This window comes from Microbispora triticiradicis, from assembly GCF_005864065.1.
In the GTDB taxonomy this organism is placed as follows: Bacteria; Actinomycetota; Actinomycetes; order Streptosporangiales; family Streptosporangiaceae; genus Microbispora; species Microbispora triticiradicis.
The window spans coordinates 62,027-79,057 of the sequence record NZ_VANP01000003.1 but is presented as its reverse complement, the minus strand read 5'-3'; the positions used below and the strand labels follow the sequence as shown (position 1 = coordinate 79,057).

General features: G+C 66.3%; 14 protein-coding genes. 11 read left to right on the top strand and 3 right to left on the bottom strand.

Annotated features, from left to right (window positions below; translation table 11 throughout):
• Window position 1: 1 nt before the first annotated feature.
• On the bottom strand, window positions 2-1,042 hold the full coding sequence (locus tag FED44_RS08520; RefSeq protein ID WP_208758894.1) for a DNA cytosine methyltransferase: 1,041 nt from the start codon (window positions 1,040-1,042) through the stop codon (window positions 2-4).
• A 344-nt stretch (window positions 1,043-1,386) separates the two neighbouring features.
• Between FED44_RS08520 and FED44_RS08515 the strand changes: the two genes are divergently transcribed.
• The 10 genes from FED44_RS08515 (at window position 1,387) to FED44_RS08470 (ending at window position 12,887) form a co-directional block, all read left to right on the top strand.
• Window positions 1,387-1,851 (top strand): very short patch repair endonuclease, encoded by a 465-nt coding sequence (locus tag FED44_RS08515; RefSeq protein ID WP_416360968.1) that lies wholly within the window; start codon window positions 1,387-1,389, stop codon window positions 1,849-1,851.
• Window positions 1,852-2,116: 265 nt separating this feature from the next.
• On the top strand, window positions 2,117-4,615 hold the full coding sequence (locus FED44_RS08510; protein ID WP_138460317.1) for a Z1 domain-containing protein: 2,499 nt from the start codon (window positions 2,117-2,119) through the stop codon (window positions 4,613-4,615).
• A 44-nt stretch (window positions 4,616-4,659) separates the two neighbouring features.
• Complete coding sequence (locus tag FED44_RS08505; protein ID WP_316246875.1) at window positions 4,660-5,598, top strand: PD-(D/E)XK motif protein; 939 nt, start codon at window positions 4,660-4,662, stop codon at window positions 5,596-5,598.
• Window positions 5,599-5,777: 179 nt separating this feature from the next.
• Window positions 5,778-7,469 (top strand): hypothetical protein, encoded by a 1,692-nt coding sequence (locus FED44_RS08500; protein WP_138460315.1) that lies wholly within the window; start codon window positions 5,778-5,780, stop codon window positions 7,467-7,469.
• A gap of 52 nt (window positions 7,470-7,521) precedes the next feature.
• Window positions 7,522-8,346: a hypothetical protein gene (locus FED44_RS08495; RefSeq protein WP_138460314.1), complete on the top strand. Its 825-nt coding sequence runs from the start codon at window positions 7,522-7,524 to the stop codon at window positions 8,344-8,346.
• Window positions 8,343-9,092 (top strand): DUF6339 family protein, encoded by a 750-nt coding sequence (locus FED44_RS08490; RefSeq protein ID WP_138460313.1) that lies wholly within the window; start codon window positions 8,343-8,345, stop codon window positions 9,090-9,092. The genes FED44_RS08495 and FED44_RS08490 overlap by 4 nt, the downstream gene beginning before the upstream one ends.
• A gap of 524 nt (window positions 9,093-9,616) precedes the next feature.
• The gene (locus tag FED44_RS08485) at window positions 9,617-10,720 is read left to right on the top strand and encodes a methyltransferase domain-containing protein (protein WP_244301795.1); all 1,104 of its coding nucleotides are present in this window, start codon (window positions 9,617-9,619) and stop codon (window positions 10,718-10,720) included.
• Window positions 10,721-10,862: 142 nt separating this feature from the next.
• The gene (locus FED44_RS08480) at window positions 10,863-11,567 is read left to right on the top strand and encodes a hypothetical protein (RefSeq protein ID WP_208758893.1); all 705 of its coding nucleotides are present in this window, start codon (window positions 10,863-10,865) and stop codon (window positions 11,565-11,567) included.
• On the top strand, window positions 11,564-12,241 hold the full coding sequence (locus FED44_RS08475; RefSeq protein WP_138460312.1) for a DUF4166 domain-containing protein: 678 nt from the start codon (window positions 11,564-11,566) through the stop codon (window positions 12,239-12,241). The genes FED44_RS08480 and FED44_RS08475 overlap by 4 nt, the downstream gene beginning before the upstream one ends.
• A 10-nt stretch (window positions 12,242-12,251) precedes the next feature.
• Window positions 12,252-12,887 (top strand): TetR family transcriptional regulator, encoded by a 636-nt coding sequence (locus FED44_RS08470; RefSeq protein WP_138460311.1) that lies wholly within the window; start codon window positions 12,252-12,254, stop codon window positions 12,885-12,887.
• A gap of 1 nt (window position 12,888) precedes the next feature.
• On the opposite strand, the gene FED44_RS08465 is transcribed toward FED44_RS08470, so the two are convergent.
• Together FED44_RS08465 and FED44_RS08460 are read right to left on the bottom strand one after the other, a co-directional pair.
• On the bottom strand, window positions 12,889-15,090 hold the full coding sequence (locus FED44_RS08465; RefSeq protein ID WP_138460310.1) for a glycoside hydrolase family 6 protein: 2,202 nt from the start codon (window positions 15,088-15,090) through the stop codon (window positions 12,889-12,891).
• A gap of 185 nt (window positions 15,091-15,275) precedes the next feature.
• Complete coding sequence (locus FED44_RS08460) at window positions 15,276-16,238, bottom strand: NAD(P)-dependent alcohol dehydrogenase (RefSeq protein ID WP_138460309.1); 963 nt, start codon at window positions 16,236-16,238, stop codon at window positions 15,276-15,278.
• A gap of 102 nt (window positions 16,239-16,340) precedes the next feature.
• Here FED44_RS08460 and FED44_RS08455 point away from each other — a divergent pair, with 102 nt between their 5' ends.
• Window positions 16,341-17,018, top strand: a complete 678-nt coding sequence (locus FED44_RS08455) for a TetR/AcrR family transcriptional regulator (RefSeq protein ID WP_138460308.1) — start codon at window positions 16,341-16,343, stop codon at window positions 17,016-17,018.
• Window positions 17,019-17,031 lie beyond the last annotated feature (13 nt).

Here is a 17,031-nt window from a genome sequence, read left to right as displayed (position 1 = left end):
TCTAAAAGTGTGGGACTTTGGTTTCGGACCATAGCGGCAGGTTTTCCGCGGCCCGCTGTTCGAGTATTTGGGCATCGATATCAAGCGCCGCTACTAGCACGTGCATGGCAAGTAAGGGGGGAATGGCGTTGCCGATCTGCTGGGCGACATCGCTCCCCACCCATGGATAATCGCTAGGAAAGGTCTGAAGCCGCCCTGCCTCTGCGTAGGAGAATCGGGGAAGCGCATTTCCGCTCGGTGTAACCACCCGATTGCGGAATATTTTTCCAGTGACGGTGAACGATGGCTCGGCCGACATGCGCCGACCGCGGGCTTTCGGATCGCCACCCGTGCCATAATTAGAAACGACGACGAAAGGAATGGGCCGGTTCAAGACGTCGCCCATCGCAATCCAAGGCAGTAGCTTTTCGGTGCCGTCAGTGCGCGACATTCCTCTACGGAAGGGGCGATGAGTAGGTTTAGGAAGCGTTGCATCCGCGCCGAGACGCGCAATCAACACCGCTCGACGGCGTGTCTGGGGAACCCCATACTGTTCTGTGTGTAGTATCCCGTGCGCGACATGGTAGCCCCTACTAATGAGGACTGCGCCTACCGCTTCCCAAACGGGCAGGGCGGCTGGCACCTGCTCCAGGACAATCGCTCGATAGGGGTTGCCATTTTCTATTGCCTTAAGGGCCCAGCGAAGAGGTTCTAATACCAGAGCCGTTCGCTCGTCCTGTATCTGATTTAGATCTTCGGTGACATCATCGCCATCGCCCATCCGCCTCACAAAAAGGAGAACTTCGTCGAGGGCCTTGCGTCCGTGTCCGGACCCTGCAACAGTGAATGTCTGGCACGGTGGCCCAGCCGCCAGGACATTCGCGTTCGAGAAACGCCTGGGTTCGAACGCGCGAACATCGCCTTGCTCCGTCAGTAAGCCAGCTGCGCGTCGAGTGGCACAAGCGTTCGCGTCCCACTCGATGCCGATCACAGGTATTCCGAGCCACGTTGCAGCGACGTCAAGCCCGCCAGGGCCGGCAAACAAATCGATGATCCCGTACACATGATCTCCTGGCTGCCCGGCGACGTCACAGAGAGTAGAGCTGGCGAGTACTCGCCGTCGACAAGCCGTTAGAGATCTTCATGGTGTCCGAAAGCATACTCTTCCTTTGCGCACGTCCGCACGGTGGAAGCTGGGACGCCTTCCAGGACTGCTGCCTCGACCGTGGGAGCGCTCAGGCATGAAGCCGCTCAGCCTTCTGCTCCTCAGGCTTGGGCTGCACTAGAGAAGACTGCAGGAAGTAGACCGTCTTGGGCGGCGGATCCTAGGCGAGGCGGCCGCGAAGGCAAGTGGGAAGTGGTCCGAGACGCGCCAAGATCAACCGGTTCCCGCGTACTTTGTACCCCATGGGGTCGAGAGCAGAGTCTTGGGCTTCGAGTGGAGCCACTCGGGCGAGCATGAGATCCAACAAGCCTAGAGACACCAAGCCCGAGCTTGCGCTGCGCCGAGCAGTTCACGCTCTAGGTCTGCGTTACAACGTCGCCGCGCGTCCCTTGCCCACGGTCCGGCGAACGGCTGACCTGGTCTTTCCTCGTATACGCGTCGCGGTCTTTCTCGACGGGTGCTTCTGGCACGGGTGCCCTGCACACCACAGCGTGGCCAAGACCAACGCCGATTACTGGGCGGAGAAGGTGCGCCGCAACCGCGAGCGGGACATCGAGACCGATCGCATGCTAAGAGAGGCAGGCTGGGCCGTCATCAGGGTCTGGGAGCATGAAGACCCAGCGGAGGCGGCGCAACGGGTTGCGAAGGTGGTCCGCGCTATCCGGTCTCAAGTCCCGGTCGTAAGGAGCGCCGACCGGAACGGATAGGCGTTGCCTAGCGTCCCTGGTGTTGTCACGCGAGGCGAGCTGCGCTGGTAGGGCCTGCGATTTCGACGGCCGATACCGCCATCGACTGCGGCGTCGGCGCTACGGCCGGATGATCGACCAGATTCCTTGTACTCCGCATCAGGCCCTCGCCCGTCCTGCTTACATAGGCTAACTTTTGCCTTGAGTAAGAAGGAGCGGGTGGCGAATTTTGTCCCTTTATACCGTTTTCGCGGACTGGGCCAGGCGGCATGGCATCGAGGCAGCTGTGGCCAGCTTCGAGTCGTTCCAGGACGTCGAGAAGTTTCGTCGACAGTTCGAGACTGACAAGGCGAAGGTGCAGGCGGGGGGCCCGCCAATCATCACAGCGGGATCGGACGACTGGTATAGCGGGCCGGTGGAGTCTGACCGCTATTGGCTGGCGTTGAGGGGGCGCTTCGAAGCTGAAGGATGGCCCGACGAGCGGATCGCGTCTGTGGACGGCTCATCAAGCACCGTCGTCGCCCACACTCCCCGGCCGGACCGTTCCAAGTGGGACGCGAAGGGCCTTGTGGTCGGGTACGTGCAAAGCGGAAAGACCACGAACTTCACCGCTGTCATTGCGAAGTTGGCGGACGTGCAGTATCGCCTCGTCATCGTGCTCTCCGGCATCCACAACGGGCTCCGGCGACAAACGCAGGTGCGCCTTGACCAGTATCTTAAGGACCTCAACCCTGATCGTTGGGTGACGCTGACGGAGGCGTCCCGAGACTTCGTGAAGCCATCGCATGACGTGTCGGCCGCTCTCAGCCCAGAGAAGACGGTTCTGGCAGTCGTCAAAAAGAACGCCGCTGTGCTGGGCAAGCTCATCAACTGGCTGGACACGCCCAATGGTCGGAAGGCGCTCGCGTCGGCGCCGGTACTGATCGTCGATGACGAGGCGGATCAGGCTTCGGTAGCTACAGGTCGCATCAACCCGCTCATCCGGAAGTTATTAAGTTTGATGCCGCGGTGCACCTATGTCGGCTATACGGCAACCCCCTTCGCCAACGTCTTCGTGGATCCCACGCAGGAAGATCTCTATCCGAAGTCGTTCATCCTCAACCTGCCGCGTCCCGACGGGTACTTCGGCCCCGAGAAGATTTTCGGTCGCGATGCAGTCGAGTGGGAGCCGTCCGACGAACAGGGCCCGCCGGACGGTTACGACATGGTCCGTATCGTTTCGGAGGCCGACGTTCCCTTGCTTCGACCAGGCAGCAAGGAGCCGGCGGACGGATTCTCCCCGGCCATGATCGACGAACTCGTAGCTGCTGTCCACTGGTTCTGGCTGGCCACGGCCGCTCGCCGGGCCCGCGGTGACAGTGGCCACAGCACTATGTTGATTCACACGTCTGTCAAGATCGCGGTTCATGAGAGTTATGAGGCGCCTTTGGAGGCGCTACGGCAAAATGCTAGGGATGGCCTTGCCTCCGGACGCCCTGAGATTCTGGATAAGTGGCGGAATCTGTGGGAGAGGGAGTCATCACGGGTTCCGGCCGGGGATTTTGACCGGAAGCAGAACACCTTCGACGAGGTGTTGCCTCATCTGGACGATGTCATCGCCGCCACACGGATCGTCCTCGACAACTACCGGAGTCAAGACCGGCTCGACTATTCCGATCCGTCCGTGGTCGCCATTGCCGTGGGCGGGAACACCCTCTCCCGCGGGCTGACATTAGAAGGGCTCGTCGTCAGTTTCTTCGTTAGGGGAGCGACAGCCTACGACACCCTGCTTCAGATGGGCCGCTGGTTCGGCTATCGAACTGGATTTGAAGATTTGCCCAGAATCTGGATGACGCCGAGCCTCGCCGCAGCGTTCCGGCATCTCGCGACCGTCGAACACGAGATGCGGGATGACATCGACCGTTACCAACGGGAGAACTTGACTCCGACCCAGGTGGCGGTGAGGATTCGAACACACCCGGCGCTTCGGATCACGGCCAAGATGGGCGCCGCTCAGCCAGCTTACATCTCCTATGCCGGCCGTCGATTGCAGACTCGGTACTTCAGGCACAGGGATACTGAATGGCTGGACACGAACCGCCAGGCCGCCGAAAACCTGGTCCAGGATGCGGTCCGTCATGGTCACGTCGAGAACGTTGGCGGTGCGCGCCTGATTCGGGATGTCCCCGTGTCGCTTGTGAAGACCTTCCTCTCGCGTTATCAGGTGCATGAGGATTCGCCGGATCTCGACCCAACGTTGATGATCAAGTACATCGATCAGCAGCTCACGAGCGACCCACCGAGTCTGACAACCTGGTCCGTTGCCGTAGTGATCGGAGAGGGCGAAGAAGCGAAGCTTGGCGGCCTAGATATCAATTACGCAATCCGATCTCGGTTAAATGTGAACGACGGCAAACCCGAGCGGGCCGATATCAAAACGTTGATGAGCAAGCAAGACCGGGCTCTCGATCTCGGTTTAACGGTCGCGGCAGCGAGAGCACTGAAGGAGAGCGAACTCGTCGCACTGCGCAACGATGATCCTGTTGGTCGAGACCGGGGACTAATCGTCCTTTATTTGATCGATCCGACGAGCGAACCCGTCAACTCAAGCCAGGGCACCGATGCGGTGCCTCCACCACGTACTGCTCTTGACGCGGTACGGGCGGTTGTCGGCTTGGGCATCACGTTCCCAGGAGACGTTAAGACTAAGAGTATTCAAGCTTCTCATGTCGCCGTAGACCTCACCGACGTCGAGAGCGAGAACGTCGACGAGGCTCTTGGCGTCGACACCGAGGAGCTGGCGTGACTGGGTCGGATTCGACCGTGCTCGAGCGTGCGTGGGCGGTTCTGATGCCCCCACGCGACAGAGGTCTCGCCTCCTTTCCTCTGGAAGTCATGTGCGGCGGGGAGCCGTGTCGCGTGGCGCTCGATGCCAAGGGTTCTCGTCACCTTCTTGTTCCTGGTGGCGACGAGGCTGTGTCCGTAGACCCCAGGCCGGCCGTTCTCGGGATGGTGGTACGCAAGCTCAGCTTCGGGGGCCCTGCTGTCACTTATGTAGATGTTTCGTGCGCTGAATCGGAACTCTTTCCAGAGTTCGACGAGGTCGTGTCCGATGTGTTGGAGGCTGTGTCGGGTGCTCAAAGACCGGCGTCTGCGGCGATACGTGCCGTCACCCGTTGGCGGCGACTCTTCCGGAGCAATCTGCTTCGAGGACTGTCTCGTCAGGCCAAGCTGGGCCTCTTCGCTGAGCTGACGGTGCTGTCATCTCTCGTAGAGGCGAGTCCCGGGTTTCCGGTAGGAGCATGGCGGGGACCGCTCAACGAGCCGCACGACTTCGAGGCAAGCGCCCGATGTCTTGAGGTCAAAGGCCTGAGTGCCGTGAGCGACAGCATCGTTGTGCATGGGTTGGAGCAGCTGAACAGCCACGACGGGCGTCCATTGGATGTAATCCTGTTGCGAGTGGTGGAAGACAGCGAGGGCCGCACCTTGAGCGATCTCGTCGACCAGCTCGGCGGCGCAGTGGCATCACGGGTCGAACTTCGTACGCGCCTGTCGGCGGCAGGCTGGTCTCACCAATCCGATCGACCTGACCTCGACGCATTCGCAGTGGAGGAGGTGCGCAAACTTGTCGTCAGCTCCGATACGCCTCGCATCGTCCCGTCGTCCCTCGTCGCGGGCTCACTACCGGATGGCATCGAGAATCTTCGTTATGAGGTCGACTTCGCTGCGTTGCTCCCGTTCAGTGTCGGGGCTTCGCTGGCCGAAATCGCTGAGGAGGCCGTTCGTTGAGCGGACGCTGGTGGTCGCAGCCGTTCGCGCCGGAAGGCTCAGCCGCGGCGGAAGGCATCGTCAAGCAGTTGGGTCGGCCCGCGCTTGACCCGCTTACCATCCTGGTTCGAGAGGCGGCTCAGAACAGTTGGGACGCACACCTGCCTGACGGGGTGGTCGACTTCCACGTGGAAGTTCGCATGCTCGGCGACGATGTCCACGCGTGGCGTGAAGTGCTGCTGCCCGGTCCGCTGCCTGATTCTAAGGTCGACCTCGAGAAGGCGCTGTGTCCCGAAGCAGTCGTGGTGGTGGTTTCCGACAGAAACTCCAGGGGCCTGGGTGGTCCGCTCCGCGCCGGCCAGCGAGCACACCGTGGAGAAATACCCGATTTCGTGCAGTTCCTCCGTAACGTCGGAGAGCCAAGCGATCACGAGTTCGGTGGAGGAACGTACGGATTCGGGAAGGGGATCTTCTACCGGCTTAGTCGAGTGGGAGCGATCCTCGTGGACACCCACACGTCCGAGGCGGGTCCCAGTAATCGTCGACTCATGGGTGCCGCGCTCGGACACAGTTGGTCTCTCGGCGACCGCCTCTTCACCGGGCGCCACTGGTGGGGGCTTGTGGCGGAAGATGATGTGCCCGACCCGATTCTAGCCTTCGAGGCGGACACGGTTTCGAGAAGCTTGAAGTTACCGGGGTTCGCAGACGGCCGCACCGGTACGGACGTGGTGATCCTGGCCGCTGACCTAGGATCCAGCGGGGCCACATCAGACGCGCATGAGCGCACCCCCCAAGAGGCTGCGACCTTCATCGCATCCTCAATCCTGTGGAACCTGTGGCCCAAGATGGTCCCTGACGAGCACGGGCATCAAATGCGCTTCCAGGTCTACGTTGATGGGTCGGAGATTCTCGTACCCGAACCTGAAAGGTTCGAGGAACTTGCGCCCTTTGTCGAGGCGCTGCGCGATGTCCGAGCGGGCAGAGGCGTTGCTTTCTCGCGTACTGTCCCGCCCAAGCACGCGGGCTCCTTCGGCATGGCCCTGGGAGCCGCCGGTGAAAGCACCCGCCTCCTGGTCAAGGCGGCGAAGCCGTTCGACGGGCCGTCCCACCACGTCGCCCGTATGCGTGTCGCCGAACTCGTTGTGGACTATCTGCCTGGTCCACCCCACCCTGACCCGCGCATAGCTTACGGCGGCGTGTTCAAGTCGTCGGAGGACGCCGACGCACTGTTTGCGTCGGCCGAGCCGCCGACCCACGACGACTGGGTTTCCAAGGGACTAAGCGGAGCTGCACGAGGGGTCGTCGTAGGAGCACGCAGTTTCGTGCAGAAGCAGTTGGATGAGAGGCTCGGCCTCGCGCCACAATCGGGTGGCTCGGGTGGCCAAGGGCTGGGCCAGTTGTCGGCGCTGCTCGCCAGTGTCGTCCCTGCGCGATTCAGCAGCAGTGAGCAGAAGGACAGCACGCTTGATCCTGCTGGTGGCGGTGCGGGTAGAGGTGGGATCGGCATCAACGGCGGCAACGGCTTGGGCAGCGGTGCGCCATCACGACGAGGAGGAAAGCCCCGGTTCGCCGGACTACCGGTGTTGCAGGTTCATCAGGGACAGCCATACCTGGTGGCCACAGTCAAGGTCCCTGCAGCAGATGTCGCAAGAGTCCTGTCCGCGGACGTTGACGTGGTTGTAGAGGGAGGCGGCCGCGAAGGTGAGCCTCCACTCGGTGCTGCCGTGCCGCAGATCATGCAATGGCAGTCGACTGCCGGAGATGTTGTTGTGCGAGGAAGGACCATCCGGATGCCCGCCGGAGAGGAGTCGGAGTGGTACGTCTTCGCCACTCACGTGCCGGACGCCGTCGTGCGCTTTCGCGTGACCCAGGACACGTCTGATGTCGGCTGACGTTCGACCCTATCTGGTGCCGCGTCCGGGCACTGTCTTGTGGGAACCGTGGATGCTGTTGGACGCGGAGGAGTGGAGGCCGTTGCCGGATGCGGTCGAAGGCTGGGATCCGGGTACAAACCTCCGGGCCGCGCGACGAGTGCATATCGACAGTGGACGCTTCAGTCAGGAGACAGGGCTTGATCTCGCAGACGTAGCGGTCACCGTCTCTTGGACTAGCTCGACCACCTCCATGACCGAGGCGGCACTTCCAGTGAAATTCGACCAGAGTGGCACGGCCATCGTCGACACGATTCTCGTCGGTGAACGTCTGTCCGGAATTCTGAGTCTCCGAAGCACAGTCGGCCTCGTTCGCGCCTCACAGGGGCGAAGGGCCGGCGTGGCGACAATCCCCGGGTCCGTTCTCGTGGAACATGTCCAGCGGGTTGTGCTGGAGAACGTGTCTTCCATGTTCCCCGTGCATGAGATCGATTTCTCACACACACGGCTATCGCCCGCCGCCAGTTGGCATCTGGAGACTAGTACGGACCTAACCGCGCCTTTCTACGGAACGTTTCGAGTGCTTATCAATAAGCGCGACCGTGAGTTGAGCACAGCAGTCACCCGTGGGGCCAAGGACAGGCGGCAGCAGGCTTTGCTCGACGAGCTGCAAGCAGGCGTCGCAGCCTTACTACTGGAGCTCGCCCTGCACCTCCGTGCCGAGCTCTCCGAGCGTGAGGAATGGCCGCCAGACAGCGTGGGGGATGTCCTGGAAAGAACCCTCGCCGCGTCTCCGTTACCGCTCGTTGCCCCACCATCGCCAGCAGACCTTTCGGATTTTCGGACCCAGGTCACTGGTGCGGTCAGGAATCTCGGCAGGGGACGGATCTTCGAGTGAGCGATCTGTGGCCTCATCTCCCCACCGTCGTGGGTGCATCCGTCTACACCGAGATTGTGGCAGGATGCCCCCTTATCCAGCGGGCGAATCACCCGGACCAGACATGGGCTCCCGTAGGAGGGCGCGTGCCGGAAAGGCGAGTACAGAACCTGATCGACACTGTCTCGTCGCTGGCAGGCAAGTACGGCTTCCCGGAGCAGGCTGGTCCCGACGCGCGAGTCGCCTTCGACAGAGAGGCGGCCAGGGTGATTCGCGACAAAATGGATCTTTCTTGGGCGGAAGCTGGCAACAGGGACCTCTGGTCGTTCTTGGCCCTCGTGGCACTCCCACATGTGACGATGTGGCGCTTCGGCCTAGACAACAAGGAGCGCTGGATCGCAACCGACCTAACTCGGCACACGTGGGCAAGGCTGTGGTGGCAGGCGGTGGTGTTCGCGGGGCATGAGCACGTTCTAGATTCGCTGAGCGAGAGCGATCTCAACCAGCTCTTGGAGCGGCGCAGCATTGGAGGCGATCCCCGTCTCGTCCGTGAGACCGCTCGGGCCGTAACCGAACTCGCTGCGAATGCTCCCCGCAGACCGGTGATTCGCGATGTCACGCTCAGGCTACGTCGATACCTGGCATTTCTGGACGTGCGAGCCCTCTCCGACCAGCAGGTTCGTGAACTGTGTTCTGTGCTGACGAACGAGACGCTGACCCATCTGAGGGCCACTATGACGGAGCCGCTCGGAGGAGCGCACACCTGACCCGGAAGCGATGTGCACGATGTGATGACCCCCTCACCCTCCTGCGTCGGCATCCTGGATCGACTTGTTCGCTTCTGGCAGGGGGCATGACGACTTGCCACCGTTGCTGCAACCGCTTGTCGAGCAGTTTTCTCAATCATGTTGTTGACGGCGTCGTCAGGGGAGCATCCTGACCGGGAGCACCAGCTGTGTGCGACTCGTTACTGTGCGCGTCGCTCGGTGCTCTCGTGATCCCTGTCTGGCCCTCATCTCAGGAGGACTGACGCGATGCCCCGCCCGACGTTGTTCCGGCTTCTGGTCCAGGAGCGCCACTGGGACGGCTGGGTGGTGTTCTGCGACCGCTTTGAGTGAGCGCTCCGAACAGGCAGATGACGTGGTTCCCCTGGACGAAGGAGTTCACCGCATGCCTAAGCATGAGGGGCAGAAACCGTCGAGCAAGCCCTTCACACCCGAGAAGCCGACGCCGGACGGCGACCGCCCAAACACCGGAGGCGGTCAGCACGAGAAGCCCCAGAGCAAGTGACGTGGCGGACAACGCGCACCTGATCTCACAGCTCCAGGACCTCGACTCGCGATGGGCGGACGCCATGCGGGCGGTGCCGCGTCACCTCTTCATCCCTGACCGGGCGTGGTGCTCGCCTGACGACGAGCCGGGTTATCTGATCGACCGGACGGCCGACCCGGACGGGTGGATGGACGCCGTCTACTCGAACACGGCGATCGTCACCCAGCTTGACGACGGGACGACCGATCTGAGCGCGGGAAGCGGGGACTACACCTCGTCATGCTCCATGCCCAGCATCGTCGCGGCGGGCCTGGACCTGCTCGATCCCTACGACGGTGACGAGGTCCTGGAGATCGGCACCGGAACCGGCTGGACGGCGGGCCTGCTGGCTCATCGCCTCGGTGATGGCAACATCACCAGTGTCGAGATAGATCAGGCCGTCCTCGCCGCGGCGACCTTGAACCTCAAGAACGCCGGGCATCTCCCTCGGCTCGTCCTGGGAGATGGGAGTGCCGGGTGGCGGGACGGTAAGCCCTATGACCGGGTCCACGTCACCTGCGGCGTCGATGAGGTGCCCCATGCCTGGGTCGAGCAGACGCGTCCGGCGGGCCTGATCGTTTTCCCCTGGATGCCTCGGTGGGAGGCCGGTCACCTGACCAGGTTGACCGTGACCGGGGACGGCACAGCTGTGGGGAGGTTCTACCGGGGCTGTTCCTTCATGATGCTGCGGTTGCAACGCCGTGGCGTACCCGAGGCGGCGGGCGACTATCGGGAGTCGTCAACCTACCTCGACCCCCGCCGGATCGTGCGCTCCTCGGTCGGTGCCGATGTGGCGGTCGCGGGCATGATTCCCGACCTGAACGGCCGACACGCCGACGAGGACAACGGCGAGTTCCACCTGTGGCTGTGGTCGGAGGACTCCGACGCTCAGGTGCACTACTCGCCTGAGTACAAGCGCGTGGCCGTTCTCCAACGGGGGCCGCGTGATCTCTGGGACGAACTTGAGGCCGCGTTCCTGTGGTGGGTCTCCACCGGTTCCCCGGGCCGTGAGCGGTTCGGCCTGACCGTCACGCCGGAGGGCCAACACGTCTGGCTCGACTCCCCGGCGAACGTGATCGGGTAGGCGCCTCCGGAGCTGGGTGCGGCGGCACGGCTGACGATCCCGCCACCTTCACAGTAGGCACCCTGACCAGGGAACTTGAGCGATTGCTCAAATCGGCCTACTCTCACGTTTGAGCGACTGCTCAAAACTGTGGAGGTGGCTTGTGGGTCGCTTCGTGTACGTCGAGTGCCTGATCCGAGCGGACATGGATGCTCTCTGGGAGCTGACGCAGACCCCTGACCAGCATCAACGCTGGGATCTGCGGTTCACCGAGATCGACTACCTGCCGCGCGCCGACGGCGAACCGCAGTGGTTCCGGTACGCCATCAGGTTGCTGCCGGGGCTTGTCATCACCGGTGCCGGCGTCACGGCGGGAGACCGCCTCGACGCCGACGACAGGACGTCCGCGCTGCGGTTCGCCTCGGCGCACCCGCTGTCGCCGATCCGCTCGGGCTCCGGCTACTGGCGATACGTCCAGACCCCCGACGGTGTCCGCTTCCTCACCCGGTACGGCTACCGCCCCGGCTGGGGACGGGCCGTGGACCTCGTCTTCCGGCCGCTCATCGGCTGGGCGACCGCGTGGTCCTTCGACCGGCTCCGGCTCTGGCTGGAGACAGGAAGGACGCCCGAGCGCTCCCTGTGGCAGGCCCTCGCCGAGGTGTGCGTACGCGTGCTCGTCACCGCCACGGCCACAGCGCTGGCCCCACCGGCGGCCGCCGTACTGGTCGCGGCGCTGGCGGTCCTCCTGCCGCCGCTGCCCGGAACCCCCGCGGCCCGGCGCTGCCTGCGCCGCCCAACCAGCTCAACCAGCCGCCCGCTCGAACCAATGGCGGCAACAGCCCCGCTGCCCGAACTGGAGACGCGATGACCTCGATCTTCGAACGTACCCTCGGCGCCGACTTCGCCCGCCTGCACCCGCAGTTACGCCGCCGCTTCGGCGTCAGCGTGACCGGCGGGCGGGCCTGCGTCGGCACCGGAACGATGGACCACATCTGGCATGCCGCGTTCACCCGGCCGTTCCTGGCCCTGGGCACCAGGCGCAACATCCTGGTCCCCGAGAAGGGCCGGCGGGTGCCGTTCACCATCGAGAACTACCCGTACGTCGACTCCCACGGACGCGAGACCGTCACCTTCGTCCGCACCTTCGACCTGCCCCGACGGCGGCGGAGGTTCGACGCCACGATGGTGTACGACCACGAGCGGCGCGGCATCGTCGACTATCTCGGCTCGCACCAGCACCTGGCGGTCGACCTGGACATGTCGGTGGACGAGCACGGGGGCCTCGTCATCCGGTCCGGCGAGTTCCGCCTGCACGAGGGGCTCGTCTCCTGCCGCCTCCCCGGCTCCGTGACCGGGACCGCCGTCGTCAGGGAGTCGTACGACGACGACGCCGGGCTGTTCCGCGTCGGCGTCACCGTCTCCAACGCGAAGCTCGGCCCGCTGTTCGGCTATTGGGGGGCGTTCCGGGCGCGCTACGTCGACGTCGGGGAACACGGCGTACCCGCTACGGTGAAGCCGCGGCGCGAAGAGGTGCGCCGCTGAGGGAGAGACGATGGGCGACACCCGCACGAGGCTGCTCGAAGGAGCGCTGGAGACCCTGCGTACGCAGGGCATCGCGGGCGCCTCCGCGCGGGCAGTCGCCACCGCCGCCGGGGTCAACCAGGCGCTGGTCTTCTACCACTTCGGCACCGTCGACGACCTCCTCACCGCGGCCCTGCGGTACGGCTCGGAGCAGCGGGTGACGGTCTACCGCGAGCGGTTCGCGGCCGTGACCTCGCTCCGCGAACTGCTCGACCTCGGCCGCTCGCTGCACGCCGAGGAGCGCGAGGCGGGGAACCTCGCCGTCCTCGCCCAGATGCTCGCGGGCAGCCAGATGGACGGCAAGCTCGCCCCCGCCACCGCGGCCGGCCTCGGCATGTGGGTCGCCGAGGTCGAAGAGGTGCTTCAAAGGGTGCTGACCGGCACCCCGATCGCCGAGTTCGTTGACGTCGCCGGGCTCGCCCGCGCCACCGCGGCCGCGTTCGTCGGCCTCGAACTTTACGAGGGGGTCGACGAGGACGGCGCGAAGCGCGCGTTCGACAGCCTGGAGCAGCTCGCCGGCCTGGTCGCGGCGCTGGACGACATGGGTCCGCTGGTCCGCCGTACGGTCCGGGCCCGGCTCCGCAAGGCCAACTCCACCGAAAGGTGAGTCAGCGCAGCGGGGGCACGGCGTTCTTCGCGCGGTCGAGGGCGAGGGCGGGCCACCAGGTGCCGCCGACCGGGTCCACCTGGTGCCACTCCGGGTCCTCGGGGCCCGGGCCGCCGCGGGTGCACTGGCCGTTCGACATCTCGGGGGCGCGGAGCCACAGGAACGCGTCGGCCAGTTCGCCGCCGGTCTCGGTGGTCGGGCGGGGCCCCACGCCCAGGCCCGGCGGATTGCACCACTTCTCCGGGTCGGCGTACCTGCCCTTCGGCGGCTTCCACCCGCCCCTGCCGTTCCGGCTGGTGTCGAGGACGAAGTGGGTCAGCGACGCTCCGGCCGGTACCGCGCCGAGCTCCGCCCCGGAGCAGGTGCTCGCGGCGTCCTTCGTCTTCGAATACAGGCACAGGGACAGGCTCTCCCCGTACCGTAGGAGCCGGTCGGTCTCCTGGTAGTCCGAGGTGTTCAGGTAGAAGCCGTCCGCTCGCCCCACCCCGGCCTTCAGGAGCCGGTCGGCGATGTCGGCCATGCCCGGCCAGCCCTCGATGCCGCCGTCGAGATACACGGCCGTGTGCGGAAGCCTCCGCAGGCGGTTCACCGCGTAGCCGAGCTCGCGGTAGCGCTCGGCCGCCGCCGCCCTGCCCCCGGCCGGGCAACTGTCGGATCCCGGAATCCTGGTCAGGCTGTTCGGCTCCAGCACGACCACCGCCCGGCCCGAGCCGATCGCCTTCGCCACCACGTCGATCCAGGCGCGGTACGCCCGCTCGTCCGCCTCTCCCCACTGGGAGCAGTCCTTCCTCGGCACCTGGTCGGTCACGATCACCGCGACGGCGTGACGCGCGGTGGCCGCCCGCATGGCGGACGCGACCGTACGGCCGGCCTCGTCGGCGGGCATGTTCAGGTTCACGGGGTGCGGCACCGCCGCCAGGGCGCGCATCAGCGCGGCGTCGGCCTTCCTGCCCTGCGCGCTCCAGATGTTCGCCTGGCGCCGCGCGTCCGGGTCCGCCTGGTACGCGAACCGTACGCCGGGCTCGCGCAGCGGGTTTCCCTTGCCGGGGTCGTCGTCGCCGTCCGCCTGTGGCGCCTGTGACGCGGCCGGGGTGGAGGACGCGCCGGTCCGAGGTGCGGAGTCGTCTCCGGCCACCGCGGCGGAGCGCGTGGACGTCGCCGAGGTTGCCGGGGAGGGCGGGTCGTCCCCGGTGAGCCGTACGGCGGCCACCGTCGCGATCACCGCCAGCCCGGCGATCCCGGCCACGGCCCCGGCCACCAGCCCGCGACGGCTCCTCCGCCCGCCCGGCTGGGTGGTGACCCACGCCTCCGGCTCCGCCCGGGAACCGGTGAGGGCGTCCAGGATCTCCTGCACGGTCGGCCGTACGGCAGGATCCTTGGCCAGGGCGCGCTCGACCAGCGGGCGCAGCGGCCCGTCCAGGCCGTCCAGTCTCGGCTCTCCGTTGATGACCTGGTTGAGCACGACCGGGAGCGGCCCGTTGCCGAACGGCGCCCGGCCGGTGCCCGCGTACGTGACCGTGCCCGCCCAGGCGAAGACGTCCGACGCGGGGGTGAGCGCGCGGCCGTCGAACTGCTCGGGCGACATGAACGCGGGGGTGCCGACGACCGCACTGCTGTGCGTGCCGGTGTCGGTCACGTGGGCCACGCCGAAGTCGATGACCTTCGGCCCGACGGGGGAGAGCAGGACGTTGCCCGGCTTCAGGTCGCGGTGGATGATGCCCGCCGCGTGGACGGCCCGCAGCGCCGTCGCGACGCTGACCGCGAGCCCGTCCAGGCTGGAGCCGCGCAGCGGCCCGTCCCGTTCGACGGCCTCCCGGAGAGTCGGCCCGGGGACGTACTCGGTGACCAAATAAACGGTCTCGCCGTCCACCTCCGCGTCCAGCACGGCGGCGGTGCAGAAGCGGGCGACCCGCTTGGCCGCCTCCACCTCGCGCCGGAACCGGCGGCGGAAGCCGGGGTCGGCGGCGATCGTGTGGTGCAGCAGTTTGACCGCCACCCGCGCGCCGTCCGGCGCCTCGCCCAGGTAGACGACGCCCATGCCGCCCTCGCCCAGCCTGCGCACCAGCCGGTACGGCCCCACCTCGCGGGGATCGCCCGTACGCAGGTCGGCGGGGTGCCGCGGGCCGGACGGCCACCCGGCGCCGGACTCGTACGCCCCGGGTAAGCCCCCCGCCCCGCCGCCGTTCGTGCCGGATTCCGCCATCGTTCGCCCCCGCTGGCATGCCCCGAATGGTCAGGTCAGTACGGGATCTTATTGACCACCACCGGGCCCGGCCACCGCCGAGCACGTGCCACTACGGCGAAGGCGCGAAGAGGAAGAAGGGGCGCTGCGTCGGCGTTCGTCCCCTGGGCGTCTGGACGGGCTCGTGAACGCCACGGGAACCACCCTCAGTCGACCCTGACGACGTACTTGCCCCGCACCCCGCCCGCCTCCAGTGCCCGGTGCGCCGCCGCGGTCTCCGCCAGCGGGAAGCATCTGTCCACCGCGGGGCGCAGTCTTCCCTCCGCCACCTCGCGGGCGAGGTCGTCGAAGAGCGCGCGTTTGGGGTTGCCGCTGAAGAAGCGCACCCGGCCGCGTCCGTGTACGGCGCTGGCGGCGATGTAGCCGAGGGAGGCGGCGGGCCGTGTCAGGTCGAAGGCAATGGTGACCATGCGTCCGCCGGGCGCCAGAAGGCGCCGGAAGGCCCGCAGGTCGGTGCCGGCGGTGTCGAGGACCACGTCGAACAGCCCCAGTTCACTCGGCGAGACGGTCCGATGGTCGATGGCGTGGTGGGCGCCGAGCGTACGGACGAAATCGAGATTGGTGGCGCGGGCCAGGGCCGTCACCTCGGCGCCATAGGCCCGTCCGAGCTGCACGGCGGCGTTGCCGACGCCGCCGGCGGCGCCGCGTACGAGCAGTCGTTCGCCGGGGCGCAGCCTGACCTTGTCGCGCAGCGCCGTGATGGCCGTGGTCGCCACCGGCAGCGCGGCGGCTTCCACCAGATCCAGTCCGTCCGGGACCCGGCCGAGCCGCTCGGCCCGGACTGCCACGTACTCGGCGGCGCTGCCGAATCCGGTACGGCCCACGATGCCCCACACCCGGTCGCCGACCGCGACGCCCGTCACGCCGGCGCCGAGCGCGGCGACCTCGCCGGTGAAATCCAAACCGACGCGTTGCGGGAACTTCCGTCCGATCAAGAGACGGAGGCTGCCGGAACGGGCCGCCACTTCGCCGCCGTTGACGCTGAACGCGCGCACCCGCACGAGCACCGCGCCGGGCACCGGTTCGGGGCGCGGCACCCGGCCCACGTACAGCACCTCAGGGCCGCCGAAGCGGTCGAAAAGCACGGCTCTCATCGTGCGGTCGTCCATCGTTCTCACCTTCGTCGGCAGTGCCGTGCGGGGGATCTGGCCCCGAGCGTAGGCTCACAATCGGACGGCACCGTCCACTTGGACCGGAAGTGAGAGGCACTGGTGGAGGAACCCTCTCGGATCGCCGGCCCGGGGTTGCGGGCCGACGCCCGGCGCAACCGGGGGCGCATCCTCGTCGCCGCCCGCGCGGTCTTCGCCGAGCGCGGGATCGACGCGCCCATGGCGACCGTGGCCCGGAGGGCCGGAGTCGGCGTAGCGACGCTGTACCGGCGTTTTCCGACCCGGCAATCCCTGGTGCGGGCCGCCTTCGCGCAACAGATGGAGACCTGCGCCCGAGCGCTCACCGAGGCGCTGGCCGACCCCGACCCCTGGCGGGGCTTCCAGCGGCTGTTCGAGACGGTCTGCGAGCTTCAGCGGGAGGAACAGGGCTTCCCGGCCGCGTTCGTCGCCGCTTTCCCCGACAGCGCGGCGGAACACGCGCAGGCCCGGGAACGGACCGAGCGGGATCTCATGACCCTGGTCCGCAGAGCCCAGGCAGTGGGCGCGCTGCGGGCCGATTTTCATCCTTCCGACCTCGTCGTCGCTCTGTTGTCCCACTGCGGTCTGGTCACCGCGCTGCCGCATGACGATGCCGCGTCCCGGCGTCTGGTGGCGTATCTGCTCCAGTCGTTCCGCGCCGAGTCGGCTCACGGGGCCCTGCCTCCGCCGAGCGCTCTGTCGCTGCGCGATCTCCCGCTCGCGGCCGGCGACTCGCAGAGACAGCGGCCCTCCAGGGCCTGACGTGACAACGGGT